13 protein-coding genes are annotated in these 12907 nt (G+C 40.1%); 7 read left to right on the forward strand and 6 right to left on the reverse strand.

Annotated elements, in window-relative coordinates; all coding sequences use genetic code 11:
* Positions 1-77 precede the first annotated feature (77 nt).
* From Q4597_RS01900 to Q4597_RS01915, 4 genes are all read right to left on the reverse strand, one after another.
* On the reverse strand, positions 78-2489 hold the full coding sequence (locus Q4597_RS01900) for a TonB-dependent siderophore receptor (protein ID WP_303404549.1): 2412 nt from the start codon (positions 2487-2489) through the stop codon (positions 78-80).
* A 1-nt stretch (position 2490) separates the two neighbouring features.
* Positions 2491-3210 carry a DNA repair protein RecO gene (gene recO / locus Q4597_RS01905; protein WP_303404550.1) on the reverse strand — a complete coding sequence of 240 codons (720 nt, stop codon included), beginning with the start codon at positions 3208-3210 and terminating at the stop codon, positions 2491-2493.
* Positions 3211-3339: 129 nt separating this feature from the next.
* Complete coding sequence (gdhA, locus tag Q4597_RS01910) at positions 3340-4683, reverse strand: NADP-specific glutamate dehydrogenase (RefSeq protein WP_303404551.1); 1344 nt, start codon at positions 4681-4683, stop codon at positions 3340-3342.
* Between the two features lie 89 nt (positions 4684-4772).
* The gene (locus Q4597_RS01915; protein ID WP_215913638.1) at positions 4773-5927 is read right to left on the reverse strand and encodes a cystathionine gamma-synthase; all 1155 of its coding nucleotides are present in this window, start codon (positions 5925-5927) and stop codon (positions 4773-4775) included.
* A gap of 86 nt (positions 5928-6013) precedes the next feature.
* Here Q4597_RS01915 and Q4597_RS01920 point away from each other — a divergent pair, with 86 nt between their 5' ends.
* The gene (locus tag Q4597_RS01920) at positions 6014-6754 is read left to right on the forward strand and encodes a DUF3298 and DUF4163 domain-containing protein (RefSeq protein WP_215913637.1); all 741 of its coding nucleotides are present in this window, start codon (positions 6014-6016) and stop codon (positions 6752-6754) included.
* Positions 6755-6757: 3 nt separating this feature from the next.
* Here Q4597_RS01920 and Q4597_RS01925 read toward each other — a convergent pair whose 3' ends face one another.
* Positions 6758-7219, reverse strand: coding sequence for a DinB family protein (locus tag Q4597_RS01925; RefSeq protein ID WP_303404552.1), 462 nt, complete (start codon positions 7217-7219; stop codon positions 6758-6760).
* 86 nt (positions 7220-7305) lie between these two features.
* Between Q4597_RS01925 and Q4597_RS01930 the strand changes: the two genes are divergently transcribed.
* Positions 7306-7659 carry an arsenate reductase family protein gene (locus Q4597_RS01930; protein ID WP_303404553.1) on the forward strand — a complete coding sequence of 118 codons (354 nt, stop codon included), beginning with the start codon at positions 7306-7308 and terminating at the stop codon, positions 7657-7659.
* Positions 7656-8558, forward strand: a complete 903-nt coding sequence (locus Q4597_RS01935; protein ID WP_215437287.1) for a DMT family transporter — start codon at positions 7656-7658, stop codon at positions 8556-8558. Before Q4597_RS01930 ends, Q4597_RS01935 begins: the two co-directional genes overlap by 4 nt.
* On the opposite strand, the gene Q4597_RS01940 is transcribed toward Q4597_RS01935, so the two are convergent.
* A complete protein-coding gene (locus tag Q4597_RS01940; protein ID WP_215437285.1) occupies positions 8533-9009 on the reverse strand; it encodes a thioesterase family protein in 477 nt (158 codons plus the stop codon). The two genes, Q4597_RS01935 and Q4597_RS01940, sit on opposite strands and share 26 nt — an antisense overlap.
* A gap of 124 nt (positions 9010-9133) precedes the next feature.
* On the opposite strand from Q4597_RS01940, the gene Q4597_RS01945 reads away from it, so the two are divergent.
* The 4 genes from Q4597_RS01945 (at position 9134) to Q4597_RS01960 (ending at position 12902) form a co-directional block, all read left to right on the forward strand.
* Positions 9134-10108: a nitronate monooxygenase family protein gene (locus Q4597_RS01945; protein ID WP_215437282.1), complete on the forward strand. Its 975-nt coding sequence runs from the start codon at positions 9134-9136 to the stop codon at positions 10106-10108.
* 48 nt (positions 10109-10156) lie between these two features.
* Entirely contained in the window at positions 10157-11119 is a 963-nt protein-coding gene (locus Q4597_RS01950; protein ID WP_303404554.1) for a YheT family hydrolase, read from the forward strand.
* A gap of 75 nt (positions 11120-11194) precedes the next feature.
* Positions 11195-11680 (forward strand): cytochrome c family protein, encoded by a 486-nt coding sequence (locus Q4597_RS01955; RefSeq protein ID WP_215437278.1) that lies wholly within the window; start codon positions 11195-11197, stop codon positions 11678-11680.
* Positions 11681-11786: 106 nt separating this feature from the next.
* Positions 11787-12902, forward strand: coding sequence for a glycoside hydrolase family 105 protein (locus tag Q4597_RS01960; protein WP_303404555.1), 1116 nt, complete (start codon positions 11787-11789; stop codon positions 12900-12902).
* The last annotated feature ends 5 nt before the right edge of the window (positions 12903-12907 follow it).

A 12907-nucleotide genomic window follows, 5' to 3' on the forward strand; every position in this document is an offset into this window, starting at 1 on the left:
CAATTTTATTATTTCTTACAACAGAGAGATCCCGGCCAATGGCCGGGATTTTTCATTTTTAACCCCCCAGAGAGAAACTAAAGCTGGTACGCCAAGCCCATAATTAAATTAATACCCGGTGCGGATATTCCTGAAGAATAGGAACGGTAACGCTGATCCGTAAAGTTTTGAAGATTCAAGGAAACTTCAAAAGCGCTTGAAATTTTATATTGCGAACGAAAATTTAAAGTATACCAAGAAGGAGAATACGGATTTCCTTCCGAGTCGGAAGCATAGATATACGCTTTACTGCGCTCGGAAGCGGCCAAATCATAAAAAGGAATCTCGCCATTATAATTCATGAACAAATCCGTCTTTAGTCTTTGGTTTTTATAAATCAAATGTAAATCTCCAAAGGTGGGAGAAACGTGCCTACCGGGAGATTCTGTACCATCATCCTCTTCTTCGACACCCTCGGTAATGGTTAAATTGGACACCACGGAAATATTATCCGTAAGAAAGGCTTCTACACCAAACTCAAAACCGTAGACAAAGGCCTTAGCTGCATTCTGTATAGCCTGCACACTACTCATCTCACCATTGTATATAATTTCTTCTTCTCCATTGAAAAGGTAATCACGGCGTACCAAAGCATCTACCAAATAGGTATAAAACGCAGTGCTTTTAAATACTACTTTATCATTAAAATTCTTCTGCACACCCAGCTCTACATTATAAGCATACTCAGGCTCCAAGTCTGGATTAGGAACGACCACAGCTCCCGGCTCCGAATCAAAAATTTTACCCACATCATCTATATTGGGTGCCCTAAAACCGGTAGAACCATTAAAAGTCACCTGCAAATCTGCCTTAGGAAACCAACTAAAACCCAAACTACCCGTAAGCGCCCCATTATTAAGATTGGCATCATCAAAAGGAAATGGGTAATAGGTCTTGTTAAATACGGCATTAATCCACACATGACTGTAACGCAAACCGGACAGTACCGTCAAATTGGGCTTGGCCTTGTATTCCCCATGAACATAACCTGCTAAGGTTTGCCAAGTTGAACCATCTGGATATCTTGATGCAGATGCCAAAATTTCATTGGTCTCTATATTTTCTTGACTACCCAAGGAACCTACCTTATTAAATATATATTCACCTCCATAGTACAGGCGAAGGTTACCAATTTTTTTATTTTCAAAGTCGATATTAGTGGAAAGGGCATCTACTTTTTCTTCCGTACTATAGCGTATAACATCTTGAAAACCCCTGTCATTTCTACTTTCCTCAAAATGCTGATAGGCCGTGGTAATCTTTAATCCATCGTAAAAAATACCTTTTCCTCTTTTGTTCATCTGCAAGTTGCCCATGAACCATTTTTGAGGACCATAATACCATTCCGCAGAACGAAGTCCGTCTCCCGCGCTATTGGGCCGGATCAAACGATCGTATCTGGCGTAATCCGAAGTCTCCGAATAATGCAGACCTAAATCATATTGCCACGTATGACTTGGTTTATAGGCTACTTTCTGCATTAGGCTAAACTGATTATAGCCCGTTGGGTTCTGTTCCTTTACAGTTTTGTTAGGCATAAGCACATCAGCTCCGTTTATGGTAGTCACATATTCTCTTCTCAGATAAGAATCAGGACCATGGGAACCCATTTTTAAATTATCAAAACTGTTGTAAGAAGCACTTGTTAAAAAAGCCCATTTCTTTTTCCCCAGATTAACATCTACATGAAACGTATTTTCCAGGTTGGCCGAAGCGAAGCGATAACTGGCATTTCCCGAAAACGAAAGACTATCCGAATTTGAGAACTCCGCTTTTTTAGTATAAAAATTCATAACCCCTCCAATAGCATCACTACCATAAATAACGGAACCAGGGCCAAAAATGATTTCTGTATTTTTTACTGAATAGGGATCTATAGAAATAACATTCTGAAGGTTACCTCCCCTAAAAATGGCATTGTTCATACGCACCCCGTCTACGGACAAGAGCAAACGGTTGGTTGCAAACCCCCTGATCATGGGACTACCGCCACCCAGCTGACTTTTCTGAACGAACACCTTACCGCTATTCTGCAATAGGTCTGCCGAAGTTTGCGGACTTGCAAAAGCGATATCCTTAGTATCTATAATGGCAATTTTGTTGGGTATGTCCTTTTTTTGCTGCTCCCATTTAGAAACGGACATGACCACCTCATCAAGCTCTTCGGCCTTCATCTCCAAAAACAAATACCCTCCGTGTCGGCTAATCTGGGCTCTTGTGCTCTTTCTTATTTGATAACTAAGATGGCGAAAAGTAATACGTTCTTCAGCCTTAAAAACGGATAGATCCACCTTACCATCAAAATCCGTGAGTGCCGTTTTAGAGTGGTCATAATTGTAAATGGCCACATTTACTATGGGCTCTCGCGTATCTACATCCAAAACTGTAACCTGTTGCGCAAGTACGGTTTGGATACACAAAAAAATAAGTAAAAACAGAACTTTGTTCATACTAGTTAAATACTTCGTTAAGGATGGCAAGGGATTTTGGTTTCCTAAACCCCTGTAAATGCAACTCATAGAACAGCACTAACGATTGCAAAAGTTCTTGACGGTTGCTTTTATTCATTTTGATATGATGTATCTCATCAAAATTTATGCCCAAGAAGGTTTTAAAATAGGTAAGATTATCTCCGTTTAAAATAGGATTCAATGAAGGCGTATCCGTAAACTCGCCTTCCAGTAAGTCAAAATAGCTTAATTCTATCTCGTTCGTATCCGGGTGAAAGCCCAAATAGCGTGTTAACCGAATTAAAAAATATATATGAAAATTAGAAATTCCGCTCTGGTTGTCCAGCCACTGCAATGAAGCCTCTATAAATTCAAAAAGTGCCTCATTGGCCTCCTCTTCGTGAATGCTGTTCGCCAACATTTCGGCCAGAAATAAAGTCATGGCATTTTTTGAAATATCGGAATGTAAGGTCTGGTACGGATAATTGACCTTTGCTTCGCGAATACTCTCTAAAGCCCCTTTATTCTTATGACTGGCCACTATCTCCAATTGCGTTAACGGTTGAAAATAAGCTGTTTTTAATTTTCCTTTTTTAGAGGCCAAAACTCCCCTAAGGAGGTAAGATTTAACACCCCCAGATTCCGTAAATGCCTTTACAATTAAACTAGTATCTCCATATTTAATGGATGTAAGAACTATGGCTTTGGTAGTTACCTGCATTTACATGGATGGCTTTGCACAAAGATAACTTTAAAAAATATGATGTAAGAATTGCGCTGAAGGGCAAAAATAAAAAGACCTGTAACATTTAGAATTACAGGTCTTTTCTTATTTATATAATACTATTCTCTAAATCACACCTTGTGCCAACATAGCATCGGCCACTTTAACAAAACCGGCAATATTAGCTCCTTTTACGTAGTTGCAATAGCCGTCTTCTTCTTTCCCGTACGCTATACAGGAATCATGAATATCTTCCATAATATCTTTAAGCCTTTCGTCTACTTCTTCCCTTGTCCAACTTATACGTAATGAATTTTGAGACATTTCAAGACCTGATGTAGCAACACCACCAGCATTGGAGGCTTTACCTGGAGCAAAAAGAATTTTGGCATCATGAAACGTATGCACAGCATCCGTATCGCAAGGCATATTGGCTCCTTCGGCAACACACATACAACCGTTATCTATCAACGTCTTGGCATCCGCAGCCAATAGTTCATTTTGAGTGGCACATGGTAAGGCTATATCACATTTTACGTCCCATGGCGTCTTTCCTTTATGGTATTCAGCACTTTTATACTTTTCAGTATATTCCAAAATTCTACCTCGCTTTTCGTTCTTAAGCTCCATGACAAAGGCAAGTTTCTCTGCATCAATTCCTTCTGCGTCATAAATATATCCACCAGAATCGGACAATGTAACTATTTTGCCTCCTAACTGAATTACCTTTTCCGCAGCGTATTGTGCCACATTACCGGAGCCTGAAATAACCACGGTTTTACCCTCAAAACTTTCATTTTTGGTTTTAAGCATACTCTGCGCAAAATATACCGTTCCGTATCCTGTTGCTTCCGGACGAATTTTTGAACCACCCCAAGAAAGACCTTTTCCTGTTAGTACTCCCGTAAACTCGTTCCTTATTTTCTTGTACATACCAAACAAGAAGCCTATTTCGCGGGCACCCACACCAATATCACCGGCAGGTACATCTGTATTTGGACCTATATGGCGACAAAGTTCCAACATAAAGGCATGACAAAAACGCATTACCTCATCATCTGACTTTCCTTTTGGATCAAAATCGGACCCACCTTTTCCACCGCCCATAGGCAAGGTGGTCAAACTATTTTTGAAAACCTGTTCAAAAGCAAGAAATTTAAGGATACTTGCATTAACCGATGGATGAAACCGCAAGCCTCCTTTATACGGTCCAATAGCGGAATTCATTTGAATTCGGTACCCTCTGTTAACGTGAATCTCTCCTTCATCATCTACCCAAGCCACTCTAAACGAGACTAACCTCTCGGGCTCCACCATGCGAAGTAAAATATTTTTGCCGTTATATATTTTATGTTTGGCGATATATGGAATTACCGTTTCGGCAACTTCCTGCACCGCTTGAATGAACTCGGGTTCATGCCCGTTTCTTGTTTTGACCTCATCCATGAAGTCTTTAATCTTTGCGTCCATAACGAGTATTTTGTTGAATTTTGATTATAACGGCAAAATTATGTTATTTATATAACTAACCTACCCTTTTTTTAAAAATACACTAAAAACTAGCTTATCGCCTGTTCCAAGTCGGCTATCAAATCATCTATATCTTCAATTCCTACGCTTAACCTGATCAAAGCATCTACCACTCCACTTTTTTCTCGTTCCTCTTTTGGGATACTGGCATGTGTCATACTAGCCGGATGCCCCGCTAGGCTCTCTACACCTCCTAGGGATTCCGCCAGTGTAAACACCTTCAACTTTTCCACGATCTTAATAGCATCTTCATAATTACTACCCTTGGTAACAAAAGAAATCATACCCCCAAAACCGGTCATTTGGCTCTTAGCGATTTCATGGTTGGGGTGGCTATCAAAACCAGGCCAGTACACTTTCTCTATTTTTGAATGGCCAGCCAGATAATTGGCAATGGCAGCACCGTTCTCGCAATGCCGTTGCATACGTACATGCAAGGTCTTTATTCCCCTTAACACCAGAAAACTATCCATAGGACCACAAACAGCACCGCTCGCATTTTGAATAAAATAAAGTTCATCTGCTATTTTTTTATCCTTGACGACCAAAGCACCAGCAACCACATCACTATGACCACCCAAGTATTTAGTTGCAGAGTGCATTACAATATCCGCCCCTAAATCCAAAGGTGTTTGGAGATAGGGAGTGGCAAACGTATTGTCTACGGCTAAAAGAACACCATGCTTTTTAGCCAACAGACCTACCCCTTTAATGTCAATAACATTCATCATCGGGTTCGTAGGGGTCTCTACCCAAATAAGTTTGGTGTTACTAGTAATTGCTGACTCAATAGCGTTGGTATCTTGCATACCCACAAAATTGAATTTGATTCCATACTTCTCAAAAACCTTTTTGAACAATCGGTAACTACCGCCATACAAATCGTTGGTTGAAACCACCTCATCACCGGGACTAAGCAGTTTAATGACCGCATCCATAGCGGCAAGGCCACTGGCAAAGGCCAAGCCGTATGTTCCGTTCTCAATACTGGCCAACGAATTTTCCAAAGCGGTACGTGTTGGATTGGCACTTCTAGAGTATTCATACCCCTTATGCCCACCGGGGGTGGTCTGCGCATAAGTAGAGGTCTGATATATAGGAGGCATGACCGCACCGTAAGCCGCATCTGGCTCTTGCCCTCCATGAATTGTTTTACTATTGAATTTTAACGTTTTTTCACCCATTTTTTATAATTATTGGTTCAAATGTATCGTTATCTTTGATGTAGGATAATCCAGATTTTTTCCGCTTACCCCAATGAAATTCCTTTATGAGAACCCAAGTTACCTATATCATTTTATTTTTAGCCCTTGTTGGATGTCAAAATGAGAACAAACTAACGTTTGAAACCTTAAAACTTGATGAGACACGTTGTTCCGAATGTCCGAGTGTGGAAATCAACATTCCAAAAGCAATCGAAAACTCCAAAATAGCTACCAACATTAACAACGCTATTAATGAAGAAATCATAGAAACCCTAAACTATGATGACGAATTAGAGGCCACTACTATTAAAGATGCCGTAGAGTCCTTTAGTAACGGGTACTGGGAACTTAAAAAACTGTATCCGGAAGAAGCTACAAGTTGGGAAGCAAAAATAGAAGGTAGCGTTTCATATGAAGACGCCGATTTTCTGACCGTTGAACTCAACTCTTATATTTTTACCGGGGGAGCTCATGGTTATAGCTCACAACATTTTCTGAATTTTGACAAAAACAAAGGGAAAGAGCTTGAAAATTGGGAGATTTTTAAAGACCGTGAGGATTTTGAAAAATTTGCCGAGGAAAAATTTAGGAACCAGGAACACATACCTCTAGATGGCCCTATTAACAGCACAGGCTTTATGTTTGAAAGAGATATGTTTTACCTCCCCGAAAATATTGGATTTACCGAGGAGGGTATAAAGCTACTTTACAACCCTTATGAGGTTGCCTCATATGCAGATGGCCCGATCGTTCTGACCCTATCATTTGCGGATGCCAAGCCCTACTTGGCCAAAAGCAAGTCCTAATCCTTATTTTCCTACTACTTTAAGCAGGGCAATAATGGCTCCCATATGCAATCCTTCATGATACAGGTTAAAGGTTAGCGCATCCTCAGCAGATGCCAATGTTACTCCTGCACTGGTAGTATACTCATTATACTCCTGAAAAAGACCAGCTTCATAATCCTCTATAATCCATTCCAAGGTAGATATTAGAAAATCTCCAATTATCATTATTTCCTCCTCAGTTGCCGTTCCATCTGGTTTTGTTCCTTTCATGAACTTTTGAACAAGTTCATCCGAAACCCGCATTTGAAGATTACTGAATTTATACACTAAAACTTGGGTAGTAATCACGGTATGGGCAATATTCCACCAGATATTGTTATTAAAACCCTCTGGAATTTCCAGCAATTGTTCCCTTGGAGTTTCGGTCAATATAATATACAAGCGTTTTCTATTCTGTAAAATAACATCAAAGAGTTTTTCCAAAGCATTCTTATTTTAAAGTGGACGTTAAAAATAGTACAATTGAACTGAATTGGGTTTCTTTGCAAAGTGATTTTATGTTAAGAAAGATGAAAAAGATTTACTACCTCAGCACCTGTGATACCTGCAAACGCATCCTTAAGGAATTGGAACCTCTAGACGGGGTTGTACTTCAGGACATTAAAACGGAAGCCATGACCGCCGAGCAAGTAGAAGAGATGCAAAAACTTGCCGGAAGCTACGAGGCACTTTTCAGTAAAAGAGCCCGTCTGTACAGACAAATGGGGCTACATGAAAAACAGCCTTCGGAAAATGAATTGAAAAATTTGATTCTAGAGCACTATACGTTCCTCAAGCGACCTGTAATTCTAATTGATGATCAAATCTTTGTAGGCAACAGCAAAAAAGTAGTGGAAGCGGCAAAAAATGCCCTACACAAGTGAGCAAACGTACCCTTGCCATATTAGCCGCAATTGGTGCAACCATTATCTATGCCTTAAACCATACCATTGCCAAAGGTGTAATGCCCAACCACGTACAACCTTTTGGCTTTATTATGTTGCGTGTTATAGGAGCCTCAATACTATTCTGGAGTGTTTCCGTTTTTGGTCCAAAGGAGAAAATAGAAAAAAAAGACTACCCTAGAATGTTCATTTGTGCACTCTTGGGTATGGGCTTTAACATGCTCGTTTTTTTTAAAGGACTGGACTTGTCCACACCTATTAACAGTGCTGTTTTAATAACCACCACACCAATTATTGTGGTATTGCTCTCCGCTGTTCTAATCAAAGAAAAAATCATTCCCAAAAAAATGGTGGGCATTCTTATTGGTCTTTTAGGTGCCTTGGGCCTTATTTTCTTTGGTAGCGAAGTTAGACAGGATGCACCTAACATACCGTTAGGGAATTTTCTGATTTTTATGAACTCGGTATTTTATGGGTCTTACCTTATTGGAGCAAAAACCCTGATAGCAAAATACCATCCGTTTACCTTTATGAAATGGTTATTTACGCTTGGTATATTCATATGTCTCCCTTTTGGCTACCAGGAGCTTATAGACATAGACTGGCCCAATCTGCCGTTTGAGGCCCTATGGAAAATTGCTTTTGTTGTCCTGGGAACTACATTTTGCACGTACCTGTTCAACATATTCGCATTAACCCAACTTAAAGCTTCTACATTAAGTGCGTTCGTTTATATTCAGCCCTTAATAGGCATTCTCTTTGCGGTTGCCACGGGTCAGGACAAACTTACTACACTTAAGATAATAGCCGGTTGCCTAGTGTTTTTGGGAGTATATTTAGCAAGCAAAAAGCCTAAACCAGATCCTTTGGAGCCCTAGCGAACTTTCTAGTATCTTCTTTGGTAAGGATTCTAAAGCCTTCGCCCTTTTCAACATCACTAAATTTTTGCATGAGATCGTTTGGTAAACCAGTGAGTTTTCTGGTCTTTAAATCCATCCAAGCACCCATCATCTCGCAATGCGCAAAATTTCGACCTTTATAATCATAAAAATTATGATGGAATTCAAAAAACTGTCCGTCTTCGCTCATCCCCATAATTTCCATAGAAACCTTTACGGGCCTACCGGGAAAGGCCTCTTTAAAATAATACATATGCTCGTAAAAAACCACCGGCCCTATCTCTTTCTCCAGCAATGCTTTATGACCAAAACCAATTTCGGTTAAATAAGTCATTCGAACGTGACTCATAAAATTCAAATAGGCAGAATTGGCCAAATGGCGGTTTGCATCAACATCGCTCCAGCGTATTTCAAAGTCTTTTAGGTACATATTTTTACGAATTATTTTATTATGCATGCATAAGAATAACAAAAATACCATAGTTTTGAAAAACAGAGGAATATATATCCTTAATTTTTTTTAGCTAATTTCAATTCTTTCTAAAACCAATGATATGAGCGCAAAACCTTCTTTTATAAACGAATTGGCATTACCCGCCATTGCTGCCCCTATGTTTTTAATATCTGGCCCCAAGCTGGTTATTGAATGTTGTAAAAACGGTATTGTTGGAACTTTTCCGGCATTGAACCAACGTACAAGTGAAGGTTTTGAAGAATGGCTCATAGAAATCAAAACAGAATTGGACGCCTTTGAAAAAGAGACCGGTAAAAAACCCGCACCTTTTGGCGTAAACCTTATAGTTCACCCTACCAACCCAAGACTTGAAGCAGATGTTAAGCTCTGCATAAAACACAAAGTGCCTATTGTAATTACCTCTTTAGGGGCCGTGTCTATGGTTGTAGATGCCATTCACAGTTATGGCGGACTCGTCTTTCACGATATCATAAAAAAACGTCATGCCGAAAAGGCCCAAGAAGCTGGAGTAGACGGATTGATACTTGTTGCCGCTGGAGCCGGAGGCCATGCAGGTACGGTAAACCCTATGACTTTGGTGGCGGAAATAAAGAAGTTCTTCCACAAGACCATAATTCTTTCCGGATGCATCAGTACAGGGCGCGATATTGCTTCTGCATTACAAATGGGGGCAGATTTGGCCTACATGGGCACACGCTTTATAAATACCGAAGAAAGCAAAGCCACACCGGAATACAAAAAAATGATTATTGATGCAGGTGCAAACGATGTGGTATATACTGCATCCATTTCGGGCGTTCATGCCAATTTCTTGGGAGCAAGTCTAAAAGCTGCTGGAATAACCGAGGAAGACCTTAAAAAAGACACAAAAATAGATTTTGGAAAAGAGCTCAATACCGAGGCAAAAGCATGGAAAACCATTTGGTCTGCAGGCCAGGGGTCTGCTTCAATTGAGAATGTGCTACCCGTTGCCGAATTAATTGCTGATCTAAAAACCGAATTTAAATCGGCCATACAGCAGCAGATTATGATTTTGGAAAAATATCCGAAGTAAGAAAGTTGATTGGGGAAATTCGTGTCGAAATAAAAAATGAATAATTAAATGCCACTACTCCGCTCCGATTATAATCCCACATTACTTTTTAAGAATGGACATCTATCTACCGTCTATTCGGGATTGTTTAGACGAATAGAAGGATTGGAACAGCAGCGGGAACGTTTAGAACTTGCAGATGGCGATTTTATTGATGTAGACTGGAGTTACTCCAAAACTCCTTCTAAAAGTGTGGTTATACTTTTACATGGCTTGGAAGGCAACGCGCAACGGCCGTACATTACGGGAAGCGCAAAAACATTTAATACGGCGGGTATTGATGCTTGCGCCGTTAATTTTAGGGGTTGTAGCGGTGAGACCAATCGCCTTTTTCGTTCCTACCATTCCGGCGCTACCGAAGATTTAGATGCGGTTGTTCAATATATTCTGAAGAAACAAAAGTATGATCATATCTATATAAAAGGGGTAAGTTTAGGTGGGAATATGGCTATGAAATATGCCGGTGAGGACCGCACGCTCCCAAAGGAAATAAAGGCGGTAATAGGTGTTTCCGTGCCCTGCAACCTTCATAGTTCCTTAAAAGAACTCATGTCCACAAAAAACTACCTGTACTCCAAGCGTTTTAAAAAACACTTGGTTCAAAAATTATGGCACAAAGTAGATTTGTTTCCGGATAAAATTTCAAAAAACGATGTGCGCGCCATTAAAACCCTAAAAGATTTTGATGATATCTACACCAGCCGGGCTCATGGTTTTAAAAATGCCATTGACTATTACACAAAATGTAGTTGCAGGCAATTTTTGCCCCATATTAAAATTCCCGCTTTGATCATCAATGCTAAAAACGATTCTTTTTTGGGCGATGAATGCTACCCGTACACCGAAGCGGAAAACAATCCAAACCTTTATTTAAAGACGCCCAATTTTGGTGGTCACGTGGGGTTTGTAGCGCCATCAAACATCTATTACTCAGAAAAAACAGCAATTAAATTTGTGCAAGTCATGGTTTAATTTTAGTGAATCGTTATATTAGCATCGCGAACAAAAAGCCCTTAACTCGGCTCGAATATTGAAATAAAGCACAAGATGAAAAAATTATTAAGCGTATTGGCACTTGGTGCCCTGCTTGCCAGCTGTGGCGAAGAGAAAAAGGAAGAAAAAAAGGGCGGTTTTGAAATGAACAGAACCAAAACAGAAACTAAAGCGGTAGAAGCCAAGTCTGAAGGCGTTCCTGTTGATATGGATAACCAAGGAGTAGGCCCATACAAGGACATTTCTTTTGATGCTGATATTGATGCTGAAATGGCTGCGGCCGGTGAGGCAAAGTTCAAAGCGGTATGTACGGCCTGTCATATGGTAGACAAACGTTTAATTGGCCCTGCATTAAAAGGTGTTTATGAAAGAAGAAGTCCATCATGGGTTATGAACATGATTGCAAACCCAGATAAAATGTTGAAAGAGGATCCAATTGCACAAGCCCTTCTTAAAGAATACAACAACGCTATTATGCTAAATCAGAATCTTTCTGAAGAAGACACAAGAGCGGTTGCAGAATACCTGCGAACACTTTAAGAGCTAAAATTTTATATTCCTATGCCGTTATCCTAATATTTTAGGGTAACGGCATATTTTTTTTGAATATATTAGTAGCTCTCAATCAACTTAAAAACACTTTACATTGAAAACGTTACGTCATTTTTTTATCGTCATCACCATTTTTTCGTGTACGAACACGATAACCGCTCAAAAAATAAAGCCAAAGAAAGTAAAGGAAAATATGCAGCGCGTTGCCGATTGGCAAATTGCCAATTTTGAAGGGTTGTACAGTGGACATAAAAAACCCCACCGCCCTCTAGATTGGACCAATGCAGCACTTTACGTAGGTATGGTAAAATGGGCAGCGATGGCAGAGGATGACCGCTATTATTCTTGGCTAAGGAATATTGGTGAAACAAACGAATGGCAACTATACAAAAGAAAATACCATGCAGATGACCATGCTGTTGGCCAGATGTACGTAGATTTATTTAGAAAATATAAAGACGAAAAAATGATTGCTCCCACCAAAGAGCAATTTAACTTCTTAATGTTCCATCCTTCCAAAAGTGCCCTAAACTGGGATACTCCGTATCATCAAGACCGCTGGAATTGGTGCGATGCCCTTTTTATGTCTCCCCCGGTCTGGGCCAAATTGTATAAAATTACAGGCGAGAAAAAATATCTGGATTTCATGATGGCAGAATTTAAGGCTTCAACTGATTTTCTGTTTGACAAAGAAGAGAACCTATATTATCGTGACGAAAGGTATTTTGATAAGTTAGATAACGGCACTAAGGTATTTTGGTCCAGGGGAAATGGCTGGGTATTTGCTGGACTCGTCAATATCATGAACGAACTTGAGCCAAACAGTGAAGAATACATGTATTTCTTGAACATCTATAAAAAAATGGCCGAAAAACTTATTACCATCCAGACACCCAAAGGCCATTGGGCCATGAGTCTGCTCGGCCAAGAATTCTATCCTACCCCAGAAACCAGTGGTTCATCTTTTTATGTATATGGTATTGCGTGGGGCATTAACAATGGTATTCTGGACAAAGAAACCTATGAGCCGGCAGTTAAAAAAGGCTGGAACGCCATGGTAAGCCATATAACCAAAGACGGCATGTTAGGTTACGTACAACCCATTGGAGCAGCACCCGGAAAGGCCTGGCCCGATAAAACCGAAGTTTACGGAACCGGGGCATTTTTAAGTGCCGGATCGGAAGTCTATAAGCTTTATGGTGGCGAGTAAAAGCA

The sequence above is a fragment of the Zobellia sp. 1_MG-2023 genome, assembly GCF_030549125.1.
Lineage (GTDB): Bacteria > Bacteroidota > Bacteroidia > Flavobacteriales > Flavobacteriaceae > Zobellia > Zobellia russellii.